Raw genomic sequence first — 24,371 nt, 5'->3', positions numbered from 1 at the left:
TGTGTCGCTATCGCGCCGCCGGAGCTACAACACATGTATACCCCAATAATAACCAAATCGATATAATAGAATTAACTTTTATGTCGATAAACTTTTTGCGATTTTGTCAGAAATCGAAATGCCCTGGCAACTTACATATAGAGACGATATTTGCGCAGGAGAGGTGCAGGAAGATGAACGATCCGAGGGTCAGGCAGCAGCAGCCGGTTCAACCGATCGATGCTCATACGGATGAACAGTTGGTCATGAAGGCGAGGGCAGGGGAGCGGGGGGCGTTCGATGAGCTGGTCAGACGGCATCGGATGAAAGCTTTCTCTTGGGCGTCGCGTATTTCGAAAGATCCGCACTTGTCGGAGGACATTGTGCAGGAGGCTCTTATTCGGGCTTTCATGGGACTTAGCCAACTGTCGGGTGACGCCCGGTTTCTCGGCTGGCTGAAGGGCATCGTCCGTAACCAGGCGCTCATGCGGATGCGGCGGGGCGGGCCTTACGCGAAGGAAATGCCGCTTACAGCCTGCCAGTTGCCGTCCGTTCAAGGCAAGCCGCTCGATCCGTACGATCTGGACAGCATTATGGATTATTTGATGTCCCGTTCCCCTGCACCGACAGCGAATGGATCGCAGGCCAATGGAGATCCGCAGCTGCAGTTGGAGCGCTCCGAATGGTACAGCATGGTGCGGCAGTTGCTGCGCTGTCTGACGCCAAAGGAGCGCAAAGTGTTCGAATCCCACTTCTTCGAGCAATGCTCGCCTCAAGAAATTGCCGAACTGTTCGGCTTAAGCACGGGGAACGTGTATCAGATCTTGTCCCGTTCCAGACATAAAGTGCAGGAGGAGCGTGTTCATTTTCTCGTGCGGGCGCACATTCGGCAGCGGAGGGAGGAGGGTTGCATGACGCAAGCGAGACTGGATCCGGATGCACTTGCTATAGCGGGCGGGGCGACGGAGACCGGTACTGAGATGCTGCACCGGTTCGTAAGGGCGCGGTATCCGGGAAGGACGCTGCCTTATACGAACGGGTTCTTACTGGGAGCGTTTCTGCTCAACATCGAGAAGACAAGAGTCGATATGTCCAGCGTGAATATGATCGACCGTAATTATTACATAACGAACGGCATGCGCAATCTAGGCATCGAAGCTCGTTACGTCGAGGCGTTCGATTTCGATCCGCCTGATCCGAAGCTGATGACCGAGGCAGTCGCGCTCGTTCAGCAGTCGGTCGACCGAGGCATACCGGCGATGGTATGGGAGCTTATCCGTTCGGAATTCGGATTAATCTACGGATACGATGACCGGCGCCAGCTGTTCGAAGCGATGGATTCCGTGTCGTCGGAGCAAGTACCGTACGACCGTTTAGGCCGTTTGCAGACGAGCTCGCTGTTTGTGCTCGGCTATCATGGGGACCGGCCGATCGGCCAATCGGATGCCTTATGGCGGCTATGCACGATGGTCAGCCGTCACGCCCGGGGCGGCGATGCGACGTTCACCGGATATGTGAACGGTTTGGCCGCATACGACACGTGGATGGACGTATTCCGCAAGCGGGCGATTGAGCCGCTGGGCCACGCGTACACCGTTAGCGTGGTGCTTGAGAATCGGAGACATGCTGCAGCGTTCCTGCATGAATTGATCTGCGAATGGAACGCGCGTACACAATCGGAGGAACGGACTGTCGTGATCAGAATGCTCGAGGAAGCGTCCGGCCATTACGCTAGCGCAGTTGAAGGGCTTGAGCAGATGGTACGGCGGTTCCCTGCTCCGTCAGGAGGGGAGCCGCGCGAGCCGGCCAATACAGCGGCTGCTCTCCAGCTTCTCGAGCAGATCAAGCAGGCCGAGACGCAAGGCGTCGAGACGTTGGAGAAGCTGGCGGCCGAGCTGGAACGGCTGTCCTCCCGCGCACATGTCACGCCGATCGTTGACAATCCGCCAAGAGCTTACTATATGTGAGGGGATTAGAATACGATGAATACGACCGCAATGACATCATCACATGTAATGAATCAAGAAGTTCTTGAAGTAATGGCATCGGGCCACTGGATGGCGCAGAAGAACGAGGAAGGCTATACGCTCGATTCCGGCGAGAAGCTGGACAATGTCTATATCGTAACGCCGAAAGCATACAAGGTGCCATTCCGCTTAGAGGCGGTAGCGCGCACTGATACGCATAATATCCGATTCATGTATGGGAAAGCGAAGCTTATTTTTAACTGGGAGCGGGATTTCGACTCGCTGCGCGCGAATGAGCCAGCCAAAGGGAAGACGTGCCATTCTGAAGGGACAGGCCGCGTACCTGTAGGCGAATGGGTTCATTTCGAGTGGGTCGTCGATCCGGATTATATGGCCGTTCGCGTGAACGGCGAGGAGCGGCTGCGGGTAGAGGGCAAATTCGCGCGGGTCAAAGGACAGGCCGGAATCGGACCGGCGTTCCGCAGCAAGGTGACCGTCGCCTCGTTCAAAGTTTCGGGAGAAGAGACGAAGCCAGCTCCGCCTAAGCCGATTCCGATGCGCTACGAGCTGGATGAATGCATGATCTTCGTGCCGGATGAGAAGCACGGCGAAGCGGTCGACTGGTACTGCCGCAACCTGCGGATGGTTGTTCAGCCGAACTCGATGGTAAGTCCAATCTATCCGGGATTTCGCGGCGCGTTAGTCGAGTTCAGAGGAAGCCAAGGGACGATCGGCATTGTCTCCGTGCTAAAAGGGCATGAGCATTTTCGGTTCGAGCATGGCAGCAGTGACGGCATCCGGTTCAATCTGGGCACGGGCCATCTGCGGGCGACCCGCCACGCGTTCATTGAACGGGGTATCCGAACGGGCAAAATAACGACAGGCGAGAACGGGACGGAACGGTTCGATTTCTTCGATCCGTACGGCAATCGGCTCACGGCGGTGCAGGATGCTAGGCTCGATCCGACGACCTCAGGCATCGCAGGCTGTATGATGCCGACGGTGAAGGTAAACGATCTGAAGGTTTCCGCCGATTGGTATAAGATGTGCTTGCAGTTGAAGCCGAATAAGAGATCGCAGAAGGAGCGCGCTCTCCTGCTTGATGGCTACTGGCGCTTCAATGAGGCTGCAGAAGGCGTGTTGTGGTTAGAGCAGCAGCAAGAACCGATGGGCGAGAAGCCGAATGCCGGCAATGCGGCACGTATGTATTTCTACGTCGAGCCGAGACGGTTCGTCGATTCCTTCGAGCGGCTGCGCCGCGCTGGTGTATCGATTCACGGCTTGTCGAATAACACCTATCATTGCTTTGATCCAGACGGGAATCAAATCAATGTGTTCTCTATATAACAAGTAAGTAAAAGCAAAAGGAGGGCGGCAACTTGCCGTCCTCCTTTCTATATTGTAATCCCCAGCTCTCGTGCTGCTGTTCGTTAACCGGTAAACTCCTGCACCCATGCGTTGTTGTAGAAGCCGACGCCAAGCTTCGTATAGCTGCTGTTGAGAATGTTCGCGCGGTGGCCGGCGCTGTTCATCCAGTCGTTCATAACTTGCTGCGCGGTCGTCTGGCCTTTGGCGATATTCTCGCCGGCCGAGCGGTACGAAATGCCGAACTGCTTCATCATGTCGAACGGCGATCCATATGTCGGCGAGTTGTGATCGAAATAATTGTTATTGATCATATCTTTAGCTTTCACAAGCGCCATGTTCGACAGCGCGCTATCGAGCGTCAGTGCGCCAAGGCCGTTGTTTTTACGCTGCGCGTTCACAAGGTCGAGCACCTGCTTCGCTTGAGTAGAAGCCGTTCCTGTCGTGCCGCCTCCGCTTGTACCGCCGCCGCCTGTTGGCGTTGTAGGAGGAGTTGCGGGCTTTGCCGGTGTCGTTGGCTGGGCCGGCGTCGTCGGATAAGACGGATTTGATGGATTCGACGGGTATTGCGGATAGACTTGGAATCCGGCAGGCAACTTAATATTGTCCCAGTTGAAATTGCCGCCGTTGCCGCCGATGACGATCCAGCGCTGATTCGCGTTAGGATATGATTGCGCCGTGTAAGAATTTTTGGTCGATTTTGCAGAAATTTTTCCATACTTCATCTGCTTAGTGCCATGATCCCCGGCTCCGCAACCTGTTAACAGAGCGGATAGAACGACAGCGGCGGCCACATATTTCTTCATGCTGATGACAGCACCTCTTTTCTGATGTGATACGAATACTTTCTCCTGCAATGCCGGCCGCTATGCTGCATGATGCTGTATTTGAAGGGCCGCAATGGCAGTTGGCAGTTGGATGCTGAGCTTCATTTCGTTCATTTGGACTTCTTGCTAATCTTCATGTTGACCTCATCTGACCTATGGACCTTCATGTTGATCTTCATTATTGACCTTCACGTTGAACTCCGCGATGACTTGCATGTTGACTTCACCGGAACGCGCAAGTATGCTGGCAGAAAACGACTGTAGGGAAGAGGGCATTATCATGAAGAATTCGAACATTATTCCATTGTGGGCAGGTTCTTATAATACAGCGGACAACGAGGGCATTCGTTCGCTCGCGTTCGATGCGTCAACGGGTGTTCTGCGTTCGGTTGAAGGGCTGGCAGGCGTTGACAATCCGTCGTTTCTTGCGTATGAGAAGGAGACGGACAGACTGTTTGCGGTAAGCGAAACGTCGTTAGGCGAAAGCGCTGTTGTCGCGTTCCGCAGAGAGAGCGAAGGGCTTGCAGAGTTGAACAGACAGCCGTCCAACGGGGATTATCCGTGCCATCTGACGATCGATGCTTCTGGGAAATGGCTGCTTCTCGTTAATTACGGCGGCGGACCGGTATGCGTCTACCCGATTGCGAACGATGGATCGATCGGCCCGGTATCAGACACGATTAAGCATGAAGGAAGCAGCGTGAATGCGGAACGCCAGGAGTGCTCGCATCCGCATTCGATTTACCCGGTTCCGGATACCGATCTGTATCTTGTGAACGATCTGGGCACGGATACGGTCTATACATACCGGCTGGACCGGGAACATGGCAAGCTTGCGCTGCAGCAGGAGACGAAAGCAGCGCCGGGAGCGGGCCCGCGCCATCTCGCCTTTCATCCGGCGAAGCCGTTCATCTATGTCATTGAGGAGCTGACGAATGCGGTTTCTGTATTCGCGCTGGACAAGTCGGCGGGAAGCTTGACTCATCTTCAGACGTTGCCAACGCTGCCGCCCGAGTTCACAGGGTCCAACACTTGTGCAGAAATCGCCGTATCCGAAGACGGGCGCTATGTGTATGGCTCGAACCGCGGCCACGACAGCATCGTATCGTTCCGCGCAGGCGAGGACGGCTTGTTGGAACTAATCGGGCATACGCCGTCGGGCGGTCATGCGCCGCGCCACTTCCTGCTCGTGTCTGGCGGCCGTTGGCTGCTTGCCGCGAATCAAGAGTCGGACCGGATCGCAGTTCTCTCGATCGGCGAGGACGGTTATCCGGCACTGACAGACCACTATGTTGAGATGGCGAAGCCCGTGTGCATTCGTCCCCGTTAAACAGGCAGGGGGAAAATTTTCCTTGTCTCTTTCGGAGTGCTGCCTAAAATTTCACCCTTGACGGAAACGGTTACATCACCTATATTTGAGTTGTTTCATTCGGCGTGTTACTAGCTTAAGCTGGGCATGAGCCGGAGGAAACGGACATTCTCGATTGATATCGGGAACCGTCCGTTTCTTCCGGCTCTTTTTGTTGTCATCCTTGCCCGGGAGCGGTCTAGATTCAAAGTTTTCGGGAACTTTAACATTGAAGGAAGGGATGCAGCATTGAATAAGGGCCGTCTGCAAATCGAACGCGTTGTCGGCAATAACGTCGTGCTTACCGTTAGTCCGGATAACGGCAAAGAATACGTGTTGTTCGGCAAAGGAATTGGATTTAATGCGAAGCCTGGTCAATACCTCGATAAGAGCGATGAACGAATTGAGAAAAGATACCGGCTGGACGATGAGGTGCCGCTGCAGCAGTTCCGGGATTTGGTCGACGAAGTCGATCCTGATTGCCTGCAGATTGCCGAGCAAGTCATCGACAGAATCAAGGAACGAATCGGCATGCCGATTCATCCGAAAGTTTATTTCGCACTGCCGAACCATATACAATTTGCCGTATACCGTCTTCGCAAAGGTATGGACATCCGTTATCCGTTCCTGATGGAAACGAAGCGCGATTATCCGGTTGAGTATGAGATCGCCGAGGAAGCGGCAGCTCTTATCGCAGCCAAGTTCGGGATTCAAGTTCCGGTTGACGAAGTCGGCTTTCTGACGCTGCACGTCCGCTCCGCGGAAGGACCGGTGTCGGCAGAGCCGCGCAATTGATCACAGTCCTAAGGCCATACAGCCATACTGCATAACAAGCAAGGAGTGAAGAGAAAATGTTTAATAAAATTTTCGGCGGAGCGTCTAAGACCAAAACAATAGATGCCGCTTCGCCGCTGACAGGCAAGCTGGTTCCGCTTAGCGAAGTGCCCGACGAAGCGTTCGCTCAAGGCTACATGGGAGCGGGAGGCGCGATCGAGCCGACGGAAGGCGTTGTAATCGCTCCGTTCGACGGAACGGTCAGCCATCTGATCGACACGCATCACGCTGTAATCGTGGAGAATGCAGCCGGTTTGCAGGTGCTAATCCATGTCGGCATTAACACGGTGCAGTTGAAGGGCGAAGGATTCAAAGCGCTGGTCAAGACAGGCGACGCCGTGAAGCAAGGCCAGACGCTGATCGAGTTCGATGCCGACCGCATCCGGGCGGCAGGTTATCCGCTTATTACGCCGTTTCTCGTCGTTAGCGAAGAGCATCCGGCTGAAAGCGTAACATGCGCTTATGGCGATGTTAAAGCGGGACAACCAGCGGTTTTGCAAGTGCAAATCAAATAATCTAATCGACGTCAAAGGAGAGTATGATCGCAATGCTCGCATTCCTTCAAAAAATCGGCCGTTCTCTGCAGCTGCCTATCGCGGCTTTGCCGGCGGCAGGCCTTATGCTTCGTTTCGGTGCTATTGACTATGTGAAAGACTTCCATCTCGGTAGCTTTGGCGAGTGGCTGAACCATTATATCGCTCCGTTCCTCGCCGCTGGCGGCGGCGCCATCTTCGACAATCTGCCGATTCTGTTCGCCATCGGCATCTCGATCGGCATGGCGGGCGACGCGGTGGCTACGCTGGCAGCCGTCATCGCCTATTACGTACTTACGCAAGTGCTTAGTAAAATCCCGACCGTGTTCCCGGATCTTGTCAAAGAGGGAATGACGCTGAACATGGGCGTACTCGGCGGCATTCTGTCTGGTCTGGTCGCATCCTACATGTATAAACGGTACCATGACATCAAGCTGGTCGATTGGCTGGGCTTCTTCTCCGGCAAGCGTTTCGTCCCTATTATTACGTCGCTTGTCATGGTTATCGTCGGTATCGTATTCGGCATCATCTGGGGTCCGGTTCAAGTGGCGCTCGACGAATTCGGCCGTTGGACGGTCGAACTTGGCGGTATTGGCGCATTTATCTTCATGACCGCGAACCGGTTGCTTATTCCTTTCGGCTTGCATCAAGTTATTAACACCATTTCGTGGTTCCAGATCGGCGATTTCACCGATGCCGCAGGCAAAGTCGTTCACGGCGACTTGAACCGCTTCTTCGCTGGCGATCCAAGCGCGGGGCTGTTCATGACCGGCTTCTTCCCGATCATGATGTTCGCGATGCCGGCAGTAGCACTGGCTATTATTCATACGGCGCGTCCGGAACGCCGCAAAGCGGTGTCCTCGATCTTCGTCGGCGCAGCGCTCACGTCGTTCATCTGCGGCATTACAGAGCCACTCGAATTCGCTTTCATGTTCTTGGCGCCAGTACTGTATGTCGTGCATGCGCTGCTCACTGGTTTGAGCGGTTTCATCGTGACCGAGCTCGGCATTCATCACGGCTTTACGTTCTCGGCGGGCTTCCTTGACTATGTGATCAACTATCCGCTCGCGCAGAAGCCGCTGCTGCTCATTCCGATCGGTCTTGCTTTTGCAGTCGTGTATTACTTCTTGTTCCGTTTCATTATCGTGAAATTTAATTTGAGCACGCCAGGCCGCGAGAAGGAAGAGGTTACCGAGACAGTGGAATCAGCTGCGCCGGTGTCGATGGACGACAAGGCGGGTCTCGTTCTGACGGCGCTTGGCGGCTCGTCCAACATCAAGAGCATCGATGCCTGCATCACGCGGCTTCGTCTGGTCGTTAACGACGATAAGGCGGTAGACGACAACGCTTTGAAGAAGCTGGGCGCTGCTGGCGTCATCCGGCTGGGCAAAGGCAGCGTGCAGGCAATCTTCGGCACGCAAGCTGAGAAGCTGAAGGATCAAATTAAGACGAAGCTGTAATAACTCGGCACGGCAGTTGTACAGCAGCATGTATATACTGGAGGTTGTAAAAATGCAAATGCAAAAAACGTTCGAAATCGCTAATCCGACCGGCATTCATGCCCGTCCAGCGCGCAAAATCGTCGAGGCGGCAAAGCCGTTCCCGTTCGATGTGTTTCTAGAGAAGGAAGGCGGCAGCCGGTTCAGCGCGAAAAGTCTTGTGAAAGTCCTGTCGCTTGGCGGCAAGCAAGGCGATCAAGTGACGGTCATCGCAGAGGGCGACGATGCAGAAGCGGCGGTTGACGCAGTCGGTGCCGTGTTGACGGCGACGGAAAGCCACTAACGAATATATTTCTATAAAAAGGCGGCAGCGGCTATTATATAGCGCTGCTGCTGCCTTTTGTGCAAGAGAAAGGAGCTTTACGCTATGCAAATATACGGCATCGGAGCGTCCTCCGGCATCGCTTGGGGGCGCGCTTACTGGATTCGGAGCGAGCATCCGCAGGAGGATACAGGTCAGATCGATCCTGCACAGGCAGAAGCGGAGTCGGCACGGCTGGATGAAGCGGTGAGCCGGTCGCTCGCGGCGCTGGAGTCGATTCGGGAGAAGCTGGCGGGCGAAGGCCGGGAGCATGAGGCAGAGATATTCGAAGCGCATCTTATGCTGCTGGAGGATGAGGAGCTCGTCGGCGCGGCGCGCGACAAGATCACGACGGAATACTTCAGCGCAGAAGCAGCGATGGCATCGTCGGCTGACGAAGTGGCGGCGGTCATCGCCTCGCTCGACGATCCGTATTTGCGGGAGCGGGCAGCCGACATTTATGACATAAGCCGCCGAGTCATTCGAACTCTTCGCGGCGAGACGGACGAGGGCATAACCGTAGGTGAAGACGGAATGAAGCGGATTCTGATCGCCGAAGATCTGTCCCCTTCCGATACTGCCCAGCTCGACGTGAGCGTTGTGGGCGGCTTCGTGACGATGGCCGGCGGCAGCACGTCGCATTCAGCGATTATTGCCCGTTCGGTCGGCATTCCGGCGATCGTCGGCGCAGGCGTAGCCCTTACGGATATTGAAGACGGCCAGCTCGTCGCCATTGACGGTACGAGCGGCGAGATTATCGTTGAGCCGAGCGAGAGCGTGCTGCGCGATTTTCGCGGGAAGCATGAAGCGGATGAGCTTCGCAAAACGGAGCATGAGGCGTTCCGCTTTGCGCCTTCGGCCAGCGCGGACGGTGTAACGGTGGAGCTGGTCGCCAATATCGGGTCGGTTGCCGATGCGAAGGCGGCGAAGGAGCTTGGCGCCGAAGGGATTGGCCTGTTCCGGACGGAGTTTCTGTATATGGGCCGCGAACAGCTGCCTAACGAAGAGGATCAGTTCGAAGCGTACCGTGCCGTTGCCGAGGCGTTCGGCGACGGAGCTCCGGTCGTCATTCGGACGATGGACATCGGCGGAGACAAGGAGCTCGCGTCCTTGCAGCTGGAGAAAGAGGACAACCCGTTTCTCGGCTATCGGGCTATCCGGATTTGTCTGGACCGGACGGACTTGTTCAAGACGCAGCTGCGGGCCATTCTTCGCGCTAGCGCCTACGGAGGCGGGATGAAGATTATGTTCCCGATGATTGCCACGCTTAGCGAATGGAGACAGGCGAAGGCGTTGGTCGAAGAGTCGAAAGCGGAATTGGCGTCGGAGGGCGTTCCTTTCAACAATCAGATTGAGGTCGGCATTATGATCGAAATTCCGGCTGCCGCGATGATGGCGGATCGCTTCGCCAAGGAAGTCGACTTCTTCAGCATCGGTACGAACGATCTCGTGCAATATACGATGGCGGCGGACCGGATGAATCCGAAGCTGCGGAAGCTGACCGATCCGCTTCATCCGCCGGTGCTTCGGCTGATCGACCGCGTCATCCGGGCGGCGCATGCCGAAGGCAAGTGGGCCGGCATGTGCGGCGAGATGGCGGGCCAGCCGCTGGCGCTGCCGATTCTTCTCGGCATGGGACTCGATGAGTTCAGCATGAGTGCAGGCTCGGTCGCTCAGGCCCGCTGGCTGCTCGCGAAGCTGAGCAAGGAGCGTCTCGCTTTGGTAGCGGAAGCGGTGCTGGAGCTGGACGATGCGTCCGAGGTGCGCCGCTACATCGAAGCGAACGTGCCGGAAGCGGCTGGGCATTAGATTAGGCAAGCGGGTTGATCAAGTGTAGCTCTTCAAGAAGTTGTCCCATTAGGGGCAGCTTCTTTTCTTTTTGGGAAGCATGCCGTAAACGTGATGGAGAGCTAAACGTAAGAGAGCAAGGAATATGAGAATACCCCATCGAAGAATAACGGACAGGATGCTTCTAATATGTAGGCAGGAGTCAGACAAGCGTTAGGAGGGGATTCCGATAAGCAAGTGGATCGGGGCAGCAGCTATTTGCGTCAATTCTGACAATCAAGTTCTCATGGTACTTCAAGGTAAACCAGAAGAAGAGAAACGATGGTCGGTGCCATCTGGCGGGAAAGAACAAGATGAAACCCTAGAAGAATGCTGTATTAGGGAAGTGTATGAGGAGACAGGCTATCGTTGTGAAATTATCCAGGTAATAAAAGATAAGGCGGGGGCTTTTGGACCAGTAAAATATCATGTGAAATATTTCGAAATTGCAATTGTAGGCGGTCAACCCACTCTTCATGACCCTGATGGACTCATTTATGAAATTGCGTGGAAAACTGCTGCACAGCTGAATGAACTGCATTTTTCCTTTCCCGAGGATAAGGAGTTCTTGTTGCGGTATATCGAACAGAGGGCATTGGACTAAAGCCCCGCTCAGCAGATGGCCATTAGGTAATTGTTGGTTTTCGCTAAAATGAAAGGGGATGCTCCACGCAGTGCGGGCATCCCCTTCTTCTTTTACACCGGCGCCGCCATGCCGAAGTTTGCCCACTGCTCCTTGGTCGGTCCGTAGACGCTTACGAGCGGCAGACCGGCTTGGCGCATGAGGACGGTAAGCTGGCCGCGGTGATGAATCTCGTGCTTCAAGAATACGTAGAGCGTATAGCCGTGCTGCCACTCGAATCCGTATACGTTAGCGGTTTGCTGCAGATCGGCATCCGTCCACTGGATGCGGATTGCGTCCAGAAGCTTGTTCGTAGCTTCACGGTAGCTCTTGGCGATGGCGGGAGCTGTTGAAGGAGGTTCGCTGCCGATGGCCGGAGATTTGAACTGCAGTCCTATTGGTTCTAACAAGCCGACGTTCGTCGGAACAAGATGCCAGGCCAGTCGGCTGATCGTACGATAGTCTTCGTTTACGCTCTGTTGGAGCGTCTCATCCGTTAACGCTTGAAGCAGTTGGAAGGTGATATTCGATTCATGCGTATATTCTTCGATAAAACTATCAATGGTTCGGAACAAAATGACCGCCTCCTCTGAATGGTTACAGTAGTTAGTATAGTAGATGCCTTGGACAACCGTATGTCAGTATTCGCTGTCGGATAAACAAAATATTTGTGAGCCTAAGGCGGGCGCTAGGCGTCTGCATCGCCTACGCATGCCGGCTGCACCGCGAATACTGTATAGCATTTCACTTGCAGGAGGCGATCCCTTGGCAACGATCACGATTGCCGCGATAGGCGATCTGTTGATGAAAGGCCCGATTATCGCGTCGGCCCGCCGCGCAGGCTCGAAAGGCTATCATTTTGATCCGCTGTTCGCTGGCGTCAAATCCGATCTTCGCAGTCCTGATCTGACGATTGGCAATCTGGAGACGACATTCTCCGGGCCTCCGGGGCCGTCCGGCAAATATGAGCTGCGCAAAGCGCATACCGGCTGGCCGTCATTCAATTGCCCCGATCAATTCGCCGGCACGCTGAAGCGGCTCGGCTTCGGTCTGCTGACAACGGCGAACAACCACTGCGTCGACCGCGGCTCTGCGGGCTTGAAGAGGACGCTTCGAATACTGGACCAGCACGGACTTCGCCATACGGGAACGTCCCGTACGTTGGCGGAGTCCCGGCGTTATACGGTTATTAATGTAAAGGGGATCAAGGTCGGCATTCTATCCTACACGACCGGGACGAACCGAAACCCGGTGGCGCAGCCGTTTCTCGTGAATAAAATCCGTCTGCCGCGGATTGCCGCCGATGTCAGAGCGCTGAAAAAGCGGGCGGACATCATTATCGCTTGCCTTCATTTCGGCGTGGAGTATAAGAGGACGCCGAATGCGAAGCAGCGCAGAATCGTACAGGCGTTGTTCCGGTACGGCGTTAATGCGGTAATCGGCGCCCACCCGCATGTCCTGCAGCCGATTACATTCGGCAAAGTGAAGGATGCGAACGGCCTCGTCAAGCATCGGGTGGCGGCGTACTCGCTGGGCAATTTTATATCGACGAAGCTGTATAATAACGAGCACACGGTGCGAAGCCTTATTTTACGTATGAAAGTGACGAAAGACAGCGGCGGCAAGACCGACATTACGAGCATCTCCCGCATCCATACGAGGGTGAAGCGCAGCAGCGCGAACGGGAGAGCGGTCTATCGGGTTGTGCGCGGCTAATGGACGAGAAACGCTTCCGTCAGTTGAACTGGCGGGAGCGTTTTTTGCTGCTGCATATCAACGGTTGACGGCATTCTGTTCATGGTACAAAATGGTCATACAGCACAGTGTCGCCTAGAGATTGGAAGTAAAAGATGACTTGAAAATCAGGAGGGACGATTGGTGCTGAATGTAGCGACTCTAGTCGTGATTATGGTTGTAACGGGTGTCATCGGAGGCGGCGTCAGCCATTTGCTCGTGCCCGTCAATGTCAGCGGAACACCGAATACGCCGGGCGGACAGCAGGGAGCTGGACAGGCAGCAGCTGAAATGGCCGGCATCTCATCGTTCTTCCGGGATGTCGAACTGTACAAATCGATGGTGTTCGGAGTTGCAGCCGTTTTTCTGCTTCCGCTCTTTTTTAGAATGATTAACTATGACATTATGGACCAAATTTTTGCCCAAGGGCCGTCGGCGGTTACAGCGGCTACAACCGGTTCGGCGGACGTCGGGAGTGCAAATGCGGACGTAACGGAAAATTTCAACAACTTGATGCTGTACATCAGCTATTGCTTAGTCGCCGCTATTTCGTCCAAGAAGTTTATACAAGCGATATCGAACAAAGCGTTTCTTTCCTTGAAGGAAGAGACCGAAAGCTTGAAGCAGGCGAATCAGAACTTGAACAGCGAAATGAAAGCCGTGAAAGAAAGTATGACCGAAGACGAGAAGCCAGCGCCGCAAGCGGAAGCTATGCCTGAATCGGAGCCTGCCGGGATGCGGCTGTTGTCAGCCAGTCCGAATCCGCTTCCCTCTAACCAGAATAGTGTGCTGCAGGCGCTCGCCGGTTCGAGGTACATATTCCGGACAACCGAAGGCATCGCCGAAGACTGCGGGCTGGATTCGGCTGAAGTGACGGAAGTGCTTCGCCAACTGATCGGCCAGAAGCTGGTCGAGCAGACGCTTCAAGCCAAAGGATTAAGGTTTCATATTACGTCGGAAGGCAAGCAGCACTGCAGTTAGAATGAATTATGCCTATTCGAAATAAGCCAGGGAGGGACTAGCACAACCATGACAGTCTATATTGCATTGCTGCGCGGCATTAATGTGGGCGGGAACAATAAGATTAAGATGGCTGATCTGAGGAAGGCATGCGAAGCCATCGGCTTGCGCCGGGTTCAGACGTATATCCAGAGCGGCAATGTTTTGTTCGAAACGGAGGAAGCGGCGGAGGAAGTGCTGCGGTCCCGTCTGGAGCAAATGATTGAAGAAAAGTTCGGCATCAAGCTGTACGTCGTCTTGCGGACAGCGGACGAGCTGCGGCAAATCGCGGCGGGCTTCCCTTATTCGGAGGAAGCAATCGGAGAAGCAGATGCGGCGTCTGACGCAGTCAGCGAATATGTAGCGATGCTGCTGGAGGCGCCGGGACCTGAGCAGGACGCGGCGCTCAGCCCGTACAGCAATGAGGCGGAACAGTACCGGATCATTGGCCGGGAAATTTATTTGCTCGTCCATCAGAGCATTGCCGACTCGAAGCTCGCAACCCAGCTCATGAAGCTGAAAGTACCGGCGACCGTACGTAACCGGAATACGATGAACAAACTGGTTGCGCTGGCGAATGCCATGGAAGAAGCGTAGAACTGGAATAGGAAGAAGCCGGGCAGACGGAAATCTGCTCGGCTTTTTTGATGCGAACGCGGCCAGTCGGAACTTGGATTCTATTTGTCGTGCGTCGGCAGTGTGAACGTGAACGATGAGCCAGTGCCGACCGTGCTGTCGACGGAGATGGTACCGCCGTGCGCTTCGATGATCGACTGCGAGATGGACAAGCCGAGACCTGCGCCGCCATGCTTGCGGGTACGCGACACGTCGCTGCGGTAGAATCGGTCGAATACGTGCAGCAGATGGTCTGCCGCGATGCCGCCGCCGTTATCGCGAATCGAGATTACAGCGTGATGATCTGCGGAATATAGGGATACCTCGATTTCGCCATTCTGCGAATCGGTATGCTGCACCGCATTATGGAACAGATTTAGGATAACCTGTTTGATTTTATCCGTGTCGCAGACGGCTTGAACGTTAGGCTTCACTTCGAAGCGGACAAGCCTTTGCTCTGCGAGCATATGCATGTGCGGCTCCATCTCGGCCATCAGCAGATCCAAGCGGGCCGTCGACAGATGAAGCTGCGGCGCGCGGTCCAGCTTCGCGAGCGTAAGCAAGTCTTCGACTAGCTTCTTGATTCGCGTCGACTCGCCATGCATGCTGTTCAGCGCCATATACAGCTGTTCCTTCCGTTCCGCCGCTCCGCGCAGCAGCACTTCGATAAAACCGTGGATCGAGGTCAGCGGCGTGCGCAGCTCATGCGAAGCGTCAGCGATAAAGCGTCGCATCTGTTCCTTAGCTTCCCGTTCCGTCTGGAATGACCGCTCCAACCGTTCGAGCATGCCGTTGAACGAATCGGCGAGACGGTCGATTTCGAGCTGTCCCTGTCCGGATGGCGACCGTTCGTTCAAGCTGCCTGCGTCGATTCTCTCGACGGTCTCGACCATCCGGTTCAACGGACGAAGCGTCCTTCTTAGAATAGGGAGATAGAGCAGAAGCCCGCCTGCGAGCGCGAGAATGGATAAGGCAGCAAAAATGAGCAGCTGACGCATAAGCAGATCCGTAAGCGGTTTAGTCGTCTGCCCGAGCTGAATGATCTGGCCGCTGCCCGGATTCAATGTAAGGAATACGAGCAGCTGCTCCGTTCCGTCGCTTGCGACCGCGACTTGATAATGGACAGCATTACGCGGAGCGGACTTCGAACGGATCTGGTCATATTCAGCGCCGGTCAGCTGCGGCGGCGTGACACCCGTATCCGCTGACACGTTGATGAATGTTCCGTCCACATCAATGATGGCCAGCGATTTATCGAGCATGAACAGGAACGGGCTGTCAGGGCGTCTTCCGCCGTATTCTCCGTTCATGCCGTTGTCGGAGGAAGTTTTGTCTTTGTCTGCCGCGTTCGACCCGCCGCCCGTATGGTCCTCTTTGGGATAAGGCTTCTGATATCCTCCGAAAGGGCCGCCGCCGTCGAACAGCTCGTGCGGCAAATTGCGAAGCTCCGACATCATCGACTCCGCCTGGTTTCGGTATAAGAAATCCCTCATGATGACATATTGCAACGCGCCGATCAGCAAGAGCAAGGCAGCCAGAATAAGAAGCGATCTGGCAAGCAATTGCGACCGGAGGGAGCGGGGCGACAGCTTCAGCTTCTGCATGAAGGATGCCGCGGTCATGGCAGATCGATTCGGTATCCGGCGCCGCGCAGCGTCCGGATCAACCGGTGCTCCTTATCTTTCAGCTTGTCTCGAAGAGAGCGGACGTACACCTCGACAATATTTTCTTCCCCGCCGAAATCGTATCCCCACACCTTGTCCAGAATCGTCGATTTGCTCAGCACGATACCGTGGTTGGTGATCATATATTTCAGCAGCTCGTACTCGGTCGGAGACAGCTCCAGCGGAGCGCCCTCGTACGATATTTCCTTGCGGCGGTCATCGACGCGGAACGGGCCGGCCGTCACTTCGCCGAACAGCATCGGGAACTGGTTGCGCAGCCTTGCGCGGATGCGGGCGAGCAGCTCTTCGAAGCTGAACGGCTTCACGAGATAATCGTCGGCGCCGAGCGTCAGGCCCTTCACTCGGTCGTCGACCTCGTCCTTGGCAGTCAGCATAATAACGGCCATTTCGCTGCCGCTCTTCTTCAGCATCCGGCACGTTTCGAAGCCGTCCATGCCCGGCATCATGACGTCGAGAATGACGACATGCGGAGCGAACTGCTGCGCCACGTTAATAGCCGTCATGCCGTCGGGAGCGGTCCGTACCTCGAAGCCCTCATTCGTTAATCCTATTTCAAGAAATTGCACAATGTGCGGCTCGTCGTCGACGAGCAATATTTTGATACCGGGGATCGGTTTCATCGCTGTTCCTCCAAATCAACGCAGTGCGTCATGAACGGCTGCGATTCATTCTATAGCCCTATTATAGCCTTTATCGGCCAGGCACAGGCTGAAGCTTTGCTGAATGCGGAGTGATCGATACTCGGGGGAGGAATGTTGTGTAGCACAAAACTATGACTTTTGTACTATTTTGACGAAAGAAGTAATATACGATCGAAATTTAAGAGGAAATATTTCCTTTACATAGAATGAAACTTTAATGTCGAATGGAATTAGTCATGGGTCATTCGGCTTGCATACGGTCGATAAGACCAACGTTTTCGAACGGGAAGAGGCGTGAGTAGTGCTACTGGGCTACGCGGCAAAGACCTCTGTACGGGAAGAAAATACAATCGATCGTCATGCAATACCGACTTGTGGACAGGAGAGGGTCAACGAATGAAGAGAGGTTTTAGGGGGCATGTCCGGCTGATAAGTTTGATGCTCTCGTTTCTGCTTGTTTTACCGGGGATCGATGCCGCTTACGCGGCCGGTCCAACGGACAATAGCAGTGCGGGAAGCCGTTCCGCTGGACAGTCAATAACCGGATCGCTTGCTCCGCGCATTCCGAGTCCGCCAGTTATCAGTCTCCCTTCGGAGCAGAATCAGTTGGCGGGCAATCATGTCCTGCTATCGGGAACGCAGAATAATGAACATCAAGCGATCCCAAGCATTCCGCTTCCCGGATTAGGGACGGAAATAAAGCGCTACATGCAATCGGAGCTGGCTGCGCTGGAACTGCAGTGGCAGGCTTACCGTCACGATGCCGTCGATTGCAGCGGCTGCGATGCGGCGGGAATCGCGAATGCGATCCAAGCAAGCAAAGCATCGACCACGTATGTAAAGGCCGGTCATTTGAACTTGGATAATTCGGTTACGTTCGGTTCTCCCGATAAGCCCGTCGTTGTTGAGACGAGCGGAATTAACACGAACCGGAAGCTAACGCTGACCGTCTACGGCACGCTGATCGTTAACGGCGGGGTGAATGCCAACCAGGGAGCGGAAATAATCGTACGCAGCCCGAATAAGCCAGGGGTCCCGGTTCGATCCGACCTGAGAGTTACGGGAGCGTTCCATCTTAATAACGATTCGGTCGTCCAAGTAGACGGCGATTTGGCTGCGGGCAGCTTAACGTTTAACAACGGCCAGTTGAATGTATCGGCGGGCCGGTTGATCGTGGAGAACAGTCTGCACATTAATACGAAGGTCGATATGACGATCCGCGAGGAAATGCTCGTTGGGGATCTTGTATCGAATAACGAAACGGCCAATATTCGGATTTCGGATGGAGATTTGTTTATTCAGGGCGACGTTCATGTCAACAATCATCTGAATATCCAGACCGGCGGCGTATGGGCGATGGGTGGAAATTTGACGTCCAACTCTAAACCAATGGTTCGAACGGGAGCCGGCGGCTTGGGCCGCACGAAGCTTAAATACTCGTTGTCGGGATTAAAGGCCGAATATTTTGAAGAACGTGATTTGAGCGGAAATATAACAACGGTGTTGGATCCGAACATCGATCTAAAGAATAAATTCCCGGTCGTCTCGGCAGGCTTGACGGACGGCGGATATTCGGTTCGCTGGAGCGGTCAAGTTGAAGTATACAGCTTGGGTACGTATACGTTCGCTGCATCGGTTCGTGGCGGCGTCCGGTTGTGGATCGACGGGGTGAAGCTGATCGATAACTGGAACGCGTCGGGCGACATTCGGCAAGAGGGCCGGGTCGATCTGGAGGGCGGCAAACGTTACAACATTCGAATGGAGTATACCGGAAGCGGCAATCAGCCGAGAGCGAATCTGACTTGGGCCAGCTCGGCGATCAAGGAAGAGACAGTGCCGTCGCCGCAACTGCTTCCTTTTGTTCAGCCGTCCTTGACGGCAACGCCTTCCGACTCTGACATGACTTTGGACTGGACGGAAGCGTTTAATGCGAACGGTTATGAGCTGGAAGTTGATGGGGATATTATTCTGCTTGGCACGCTAACGGAATACATTCACGGTCCGTTGGAGTCCGGAACGGTCCATCGGTACCGGGTTCGCGCGAACAGCGGGGCGCTGCACGGCGAATGGTCCGATCTGAACGAAGTATGGACGCTTCCCGGCGTTCCCGGCCCGATAAGTCTGCGGTCGACGAGCGATTCGATCGTGCTGGAATGGGATCCGGTCCGTGGCGCGGTGTCTTACGAGATCGAAGCGGACAACTCCATTATCGATAACGGAGCAGCCGTCACTTATACCGAGTCGAATCTTAATCCGAACCTGCAGCGGTCGTTCCGCGTCCGGGCGGTCAACGGCAGCGGCCCGGGCAAATGGAGTGAGGTCGTTGCCATGGCGACCCTTCCAGGCGTGCCAGGCGCACTCGAAGCCAGAGCGACTGATACCTCTGTATCCATTGCATGGGATCCGGTATCCGGCGCTAAGTGGTACGAACTGGAGATCGACGGCACGGTAGAGCGGGTAACGGCAAGCTCGTATATGCACGGGAATCTATTGCCGAATACGGAGCACAGCTATCGGGTTCGCGCGGGCAACGACGAAGGAACGAGTCTGTGGAGCGACATCGTCAAGGTGACGACGCTTCCTTCGGTGCCGGGGGGGCTTCAAGCCGTCGTCGATACAAGCAGCATTGAAGTAAGCTGGAGCTCTGTTCCAGGCGCAACGGGATATGATATCGAAGCAGACGGCGTTGTGAGCGATAACGGGACGAGCACGACGTATACAGCGCAAGGACTTGCTTCCAATACGGACCATTCCTATCGAGTCCGGGCCAAGAACGGCAGCGTCATCGGAAGCTGGAGCGCGTTATTGATGAAGACGACATTGTCGGATGTGCCGGTCAATCTGCGCACAGTACCATCCGGAACGACAGTAACCTTGTCATGGGACCCCGTACCGGGAGCGTCGGGTTATGAGGTTGAAGCAGATGGCGTCATCCGAAGCACAGGTCTGGAGTTGACGTTCGAGCATACCGGACTTGCGGCTAATTCGGAGCATCACTATCGCGTTCGGGCTATTAACAGCGGCGGAACGGGGAGGTGGAGCGCTACGGTGACGGCCGTGACAGAGTTAGGGAAGGCAGGGAACGTTCGCCTTGCCACGACGGCCTCGTCCATCCTCGTAAGCTGGGACCCTATTCCAGGGGCTGCATCATATGAGATCGCTGCAGATGGCGTCGTCGTTGAGGTCGCAGGCGTAACGAGCTGGGAGCATACCGGCCTAACGCCATCTTCGGTGCATGTCTATCGTGTACGGGCTAAGAGCGGCAACCTGACGGGACAATGGAGCCCGGCTGTGACAGGGACGACGATGCTGGGCGTGCCTGTCATCAAGGATGTCATAGCATCCAGCCAGTTCATATGGGTTAGTTGGGAAGCCGTCGAAGGCGCGGACAGTTACGACATCGAGGCAGACGGCAAGATCGAATCGACAGGCGGGGACACCGTGTTTGTGCACGATGGTCTTGCGCCGAACAGCGGCCATACCTATCGGGTCCGGGCGCGAAGCGGTTCGGAAGCCGGCGAATGGAGTCCGTTAATCGGTGGAGCAACATTGTTGGATATTTTGACCTTCAAGACGGTTAAGGCAACATCGGATTCGATCACACTGACTTGGACGGCGGCGTCAGGATACGCCTATGATTTGGAAGTTGACGGAGAGATTGTTACGGGTATAACCACCAATAGTTATATCCATAAATCGCTTGAGCCGAACACGCTGCACACCTATCGGGTCCGTGCAAGATCAGGAGGCAGCCAATTCGGCCCTTGGTCCATGTCGGTGGAGAAGAAGACGGCATCTGCTATGGTTGCCAACCCAGGCAAAGACAATATATTTAATTTCGTCGTCGTTACTCCACCGGCAGTCTACGGTGTAATGGATCGGACGATTACGGTGACGTATGACCCTAATGCGCTGGAAGTGCTCGATCTAAGCACGGTGACGCCGGGCGTTGAGCTGTCGGCGGGAGTGATCGCGAAGTCGGGCATGACGGTCGTATCGTTTAAACCGGGCGAAATTGTAATCTCGGTTATTAATCCGTACAAGACGTTCGTCAACGGCATTCGTCTGCTGGCCAAAACGAACAATCCGACGAAGGTTACTTACACCGTGGAATAGGTTGCCGATAAAGGAGTGAATGCATTGAAACGGGCGATTTCGGTTCTTGTTTGTATAGCTATTATTTTCTCATCGTTCATGCTGCGCCCTTCGACGGCATCGGCGAATAGCCGGGTGGATATTATGTTTGTGATCGACGGGACCATAATACATGGCTCGTCGATGTGGGCAGTAAAAGCCGAAGTGAATGAATTTATCTATCCGTTTCTTCCCACAAGCGGCCTATCGTTTAGGCTCGGTCTCATTTCCTACAACTATAACATAGGCTTAATGACAGCCGGGCTGACTAGCGATATGAGAGAGTTTGGACAGGGACTTGGATATATTCCCAATGACACCATACCATGGTGGGCGCATGGCTTGGACGGGATCGCTAGAGGGATCGAGGATTTTGATGATGATAATGCTTCGAAATATATGATTGTGATTGGCGACGAGGGCCTTACTAGCTTAGAAGGTCGTAATTCAGATGCTGATATCATTCAAGCATTGCAGAAAAAACAAATTAAGGTGATTGGTGTAGGTAATTCATATAGTCAGGATCAATTACTCAATTTCGCGAGCCAGACTGGCGGGTATTTTCTGGACCTGAGCAGTGATTTCAGTACAGAGCTGATGAGCATCATCGGTCATCAAGCTCCAACGCTGGAGATCCAATCACCGGCAGCAGGACAGACGTTGAGTGACCTCAACACGATTATCCCTTCGGTTAAAGTAACAGACCCGGATACGGATACGCTGCAGATAAGTTATTACATCGACGGGGAAACATGGCCGCGGGATACGAGGACCGCCACGAATACGAAAACGGCTCAGATCGTCAATTTCAATGCCCTGAGCGTAGGCTCCTTGAATGAAGGGCCGCATTCGATGCGGTACACGGTTAACGACGGCAGCACGGAGACGGTCCAAGACAGCGTGTCGTTCGTCGTAGATAACAATGCGCCGTCGCTTTCGGAGCCGGCGATTGCCGCTACCGCGACAACGATCCAATTGTCGGGTACTGCGACAGACGGCGTCTCCGGCCTTAACGTATTGCCTTACCGGTTCACGGTCGGCGGAGCGTCGTCCGGATGGACGAACCTGACGTCGTATACGGCAGGCGGCTTGACGCCGAACTCATCTTACCCTGTCAGCTTCGAGGCGAAGGATGCGGTCGGTCATGTCGGGACAGTTGCAAGAACGGTTCAAACCGATGCGCAAGCGCCGGCACTCTCCCGAACCGCTTCGTCCGTTACGAGCGCCGAGTTATCGCTGGCCGACGCGAATCCTGCGGGCACTGCTTATCAGCTTAGAGCGGGAAATTTATACGTGAACGAGCTTGGTTTGCTGACTTCGACGCCGACCTGGATCTCGCCAACGGGCAAGAAAGTGACGGTCAACGGCCTGACGGCGAATACCGACTACACGTTCGAAGCCAAAGCACGTAATTCAAGCGGCAAGGAAACGGCCTTCGGCGCCGCAATCAACGTTCGGACGCTAGCGCAGCCGCCGTCAACGGTGACGGCCGTGCCGGAGCAGCGCTCGATTAAGCTAAGCTGGGCTGCTATACCTGGCGCAATGTCTTACGAGGTCGAAGCTGACGGCGCCGTAGTGAACAACGGACCTTCCGCAGCTTATACGCATAGCGGCTTGGCTCCGAACACGAAGCATACGTACCGGGTGAGAGTGAACAATGCAGGGGGAAGCAGCCAATGGAGCCAGCCAACGGTCGTCTACACGCTGCTGGACCCGCCGGCCAAGCCGTCCAACGTGAGCATTGCGCCGCTTCAGACAGAGGCAACGGTCACGTGGGATGCAGTTGCACTAGCGGACAGCTATGACGTCGAAGCGGACGGCATTGTATACCATGCCGGAGCGGTCCCTTCTTATACACATAAAGGGCTGCTGGCGAAGACGGAGCATACGTACCGGGTAAGGGCAATCAACGCAGGCGGCATTGGCGAATGGAGCGCACCGGTGCAGACTCGAACGCTGCCGTACCCTCCGCTTGCACCGGTTGGAATCAAGGGCAAGCCGCTGATGAACCAAATTACGGTTTCTTGGGATGAGGCAACCGAGACGGACCGGTATGAGATCGAAGTCGATGGATTGATCTTTAATAACGGCAGCGAGCTGTCGTATGTGCATGAAGGCTTGCGGCCGCTTACGACGCACACTTATCGGGTTCGGTCAGTCAACTCCGGCGGGAAGAGCGGCTGGAGCGCACCGTTCACGATGACGACACACCCGGATAAACCGGTCAAGCCGACTAGCATTATGACGATGGCGAACGAAACGGACATCACGCTTACCTGGTATCAGGTCACGCATGCGGAGGATTACCAGATCGAATTGGACGGCGGTTCGATCATTACCATGACCGATAACCAGTACGTCCACACAGGACTCGCGCCGGGCAGCGCGCATACGTACAGGCTGCGTGCGCATAACGTCAGCGGCTACAGCGAATGGACCGCGCCTGTGAAGATATCGACCTTCCCTGACGGCGAGTCCGAGAACCGGTCGATTACGAACATGGCGGCAATCGTTACGAACCGGGCGATTACGTTGTCGTGGGATACCATCGCTAAGAATGCGAAATATGAGATCGAAGTGGACGGCATCATGTCCGATAACGGTGATAACACCACTTTTCACCATGGCGGGCTGAAGGCCAATGAATTCCATACGTACAAAATCCGGCTGAAGGACGGCAGCGGCGGCCGATGGGTGGCGGTGCTATCATTGTCGACTCTTCCAGATCCCCCAGATGCTCCGAAAGAATTGAAGGCATTCACCGATACGAACCAGATCGAGCTTAGATGGGATGCAGTCAACGGCGCATCGGGCTATGATCTCGAAATCGACGGCGTAACAGTCGATGCGGGAACGGCGGATCAGTACATCCATGACAACCTCGATCCGGGCACTTCGCACACGTACCGGTTAAGAGCCAAGAACGAGACAGGCGTTACGGCTTGGGGCTCGGCTATTACGAGCAGCACGACAAGTCCGACCTATTACGTATCCGCCCGCAAGGGCGAGACGTTCGATCTGTCGCTGTTGGCGTCCAACGTGCAGGATTTCAGTGAGATGACGTTTGTCGTGGAGTACGATCCAAGCCAGATTACGCCGGTTGATCTGTATCAATACACGCCGGCTGCCGATCTGATGGCTTCGGGTACGATACCGGGCTCGTCGCTCGACGTTACCTATAAGCCGGGCCGTATCACATACAAGCTCAAGCATAATATCGTCCCTGGCACATCGTGGTCCGGTGAGGTTGCGACGCTTACGTTTAGGTCGGCAATCAACGGACAGGCGGCAGTCGATGTCGCAGTGGAATAAAAGAATAAATGGCGGTGAGTCCAACATGAAACGCAAGTGGAAAACGAGTTATACGATCATCGCGGTCGCACTGACCCTGGCGATGGCCGCGCAGTCGATCATCTGGGCGAACGGTATAGGCGGGGGCTCTGCTCCCGCCGCTTCTACGG

Annotated in this window: 18 protein-coding genes; 14 read left to right on the top strand and 4 right to left on the bottom strand. The window is 54.9% G+C overall.

The window, feature by feature from the left end; translation table 11 throughout:
* The first annotated feature begins 173 nt into the window (after positions 1 to 173).
* Both PKO01S_RS25235 and PKO01S_RS25230 read left to right on the top strand, forming a co-directional pair.
* Positions 174 to 1,946 (top strand): RNA polymerase sigma factor, encoded by a 1,773-nt coding sequence (locus PKO01S_RS25235; protein WP_164779760.1) that lies wholly within the window; start codon positions 174 to 176, stop codon positions 1,944 to 1,946.
* Positions 1,947 to 1,961: 15 nt separating this feature from the next.
* Positions 1,962 to 3,293 (top strand): VOC family protein, encoded by a 1,332-nt coding sequence (locus PKO01S_RS25230; RefSeq protein WP_127534216.1) that lies wholly within the window; start codon positions 1,962 to 1,964, stop codon positions 3,291 to 3,293.
* 83 nt (positions 3,294 to 3,376) lie between these two features.
* On the opposite strand, the gene PKO01S_RS25225 is transcribed toward PKO01S_RS25230, so the two are convergent.
* Entirely contained in the window at positions 3,377 to 4,117 is a 741-nt protein-coding gene (locus PKO01S_RS25225) for a CAP domain-containing protein (RefSeq protein WP_164779759.1), read from the bottom strand.
* A gap of 301 nt (positions 4,118 to 4,418) precedes the next feature.
* Here PKO01S_RS25225 and PKO01S_RS25220 point away from each other — a divergent pair, with 301 nt between their 5' ends.
* The 7 genes from PKO01S_RS25220 to PKO01S_RS25190 all read left to right on the top strand — a co-directional run bounded on the left by PKO01S_RS25220 (position 4,419) and on the right by PKO01S_RS25190 (position 11,084).
* Positions 4,419 to 5,468: a lactonase family protein gene (locus PKO01S_RS25220; protein WP_164779758.1), complete on the top strand. Its 1,050-nt coding sequence runs from the start codon at positions 4,419 to 4,421 to the stop codon at positions 5,466 to 5,468.
* A gap of 267 nt (positions 5,469 to 5,735) precedes the next feature.
* Positions 5,736 to 6,281 carry a PRD domain-containing protein gene (locus PKO01S_RS25215; protein WP_164779757.1) on the top strand — a complete coding sequence of 182 codons (546 nt, stop codon included), beginning with the start codon at positions 5,736 to 5,738 and terminating at the stop codon, positions 6,279 to 6,281.
* A gap of 56 nt (positions 6,282 to 6,337) precedes the next feature.
* On the top strand, positions 6,338 to 6,835 hold the full coding sequence (locus PKO01S_RS25210; RefSeq protein WP_127534213.1) for a PTS sugar transporter subunit IIA: 498 nt from the start codon (positions 6,338 to 6,340) through the stop codon (positions 6,833 to 6,835).
* Between the two features lie 32 nt (positions 6,836 to 6,867).
* Positions 6,868 to 8,313 carry an N-acetylglucosamine-specific PTS transporter subunit IIBC gene (nagE, locus tag PKO01S_RS25205; protein ID WP_127534212.1) on the top strand — a complete coding sequence of 482 codons (1,446 nt, stop codon included), beginning with the start codon at positions 6,868 to 6,870 and terminating at the stop codon, positions 8,311 to 8,313.
* Between the two features lie 52 nt (positions 8,314 to 8,365).
* On the top strand, positions 8,366 to 8,635 hold the full coding sequence (locus tag PKO01S_RS25200) for an HPr family phosphocarrier protein (protein ID WP_246070732.1): 270 nt from the start codon (positions 8,366 to 8,368) through the stop codon (positions 8,633 to 8,635).
* Between the two features lie 84 nt (positions 8,636 to 8,719).
* Positions 8,720 to 10,462, top strand: coding sequence for a phosphoenolpyruvate--protein phosphotransferase (gene ptsP, locus PKO01S_RS25195; RefSeq protein ID WP_127534211.1), 1,743 nt, complete (start codon positions 8,720 to 8,722; stop codon positions 10,460 to 10,462).
* Between the two features lie 208 nt (positions 10,463 to 10,670).
* Complete coding sequence (locus PKO01S_RS25190; protein WP_127534210.1) at positions 10,671 to 11,084, top strand: NUDIX hydrolase; 414 nt, start codon at positions 10,671 to 10,673, stop codon at positions 11,082 to 11,084.
* Between the two features lie 92 nt (positions 11,085 to 11,176).
* On the opposite strand, the gene PKO01S_RS25185 is transcribed toward PKO01S_RS25190, so the two are convergent.
* Positions 11,177 to 11,677, bottom strand: a complete 501-nt coding sequence (locus PKO01S_RS25185; protein ID WP_127534209.1) for a DinB family protein — start codon at positions 11,675 to 11,677, stop codon at positions 11,177 to 11,179.
* Positions 11,678 to 11,867: 190 nt separating this feature from the next.
* Between PKO01S_RS25185 and PKO01S_RS25180 the strand changes: the two genes are divergently transcribed.
* From PKO01S_RS25180 to PKO01S_RS25170, 3 genes are all read left to right on the top strand, one after another.
* Entirely contained in the window at positions 11,868 to 12,818 is a 951-nt protein-coding gene (locus PKO01S_RS25180) for a CapA family protein (protein ID WP_127534208.1), read from the top strand.
* A 162-nt stretch (positions 12,819 to 12,980) separates the two neighbouring features.
* Entirely contained in the window at positions 12,981 to 13,817 is an 837-nt protein-coding gene (locus PKO01S_RS25175; RefSeq protein ID WP_127534207.1) for a YEATS-associated helix-containing protein, read from the top strand.
* A gap of 48 nt (positions 13,818 to 13,865) precedes the next feature.
* Complete coding sequence (locus PKO01S_RS25170; protein ID WP_127534206.1) at positions 13,866 to 14,432, top strand: DUF1697 domain-containing protein; 567 nt, start codon at positions 13,866 to 13,868, stop codon at positions 14,430 to 14,432.
* An 80-nt stretch (positions 14,433 to 14,512) separates the two neighbouring features.
* On the opposite strand, the gene PKO01S_RS25165 is transcribed toward PKO01S_RS25170, so the two are convergent.
* Both PKO01S_RS25165 and PKO01S_RS25160 read right to left on the bottom strand, forming a co-directional pair.
* Complete coding sequence (locus PKO01S_RS25165; protein ID WP_127534205.1) at positions 14,513 to 16,072, bottom strand: sensor histidine kinase; 1,560 nt, start codon at positions 16,070 to 16,072, stop codon at positions 14,513 to 14,515.
* Positions 16,069 to 16,755, bottom strand: coding sequence for a response regulator transcription factor (locus tag PKO01S_RS25160; RefSeq protein WP_127534204.1), 687 nt, complete (start codon positions 16,753 to 16,755; stop codon positions 16,069 to 16,071). The genes PKO01S_RS25165 and PKO01S_RS25160 overlap by 4 nt, the downstream gene beginning before the upstream one ends.
* A gap of 417 nt (positions 16,756 to 17,172) precedes the next feature.
* Here PKO01S_RS25160 and PKO01S_RS25155 point away from each other — a divergent pair, with 417 nt between their 5' ends.
* Both PKO01S_RS25155 and PKO01S_RS25150 read left to right on the top strand, forming a co-directional pair.
* On the top strand, positions 17,173 to 20,892 hold the full coding sequence (locus PKO01S_RS25155; protein ID WP_127534203.1) for a fibronectin type III domain-containing protein: 3,720 nt from the start codon (positions 17,173 to 17,175) through the stop codon (positions 20,890 to 20,892).
* A gap of 24 nt (positions 20,893 to 20,916) precedes the next feature.
* Positions 20,917 to 24,222, top strand: coding sequence for a fibronectin type III domain-containing protein (locus PKO01S_RS25150; RefSeq protein ID WP_127534202.1), 3,306 nt, complete (start codon positions 20,917 to 20,919; stop codon positions 24,220 to 24,222).
* Positions 24,223 to 24,371: the final 149 nt, after the last annotated feature.

It is taken from the genome of Paenibacillus kobensis NBRC 15729, assembly GCF_004000825.1.
Taxonomy (GTDB): domain Bacteria; phylum Bacillota; class Bacilli; order Paenibacillales; family Paenibacillaceae; genus Paenibacillus_T; species Paenibacillus_T kobensis.
The sequence above is the reverse complement of the archived record's forward strand: the minus strand, read 5'-3'. Positions and strand labels throughout refer to the sequence as shown.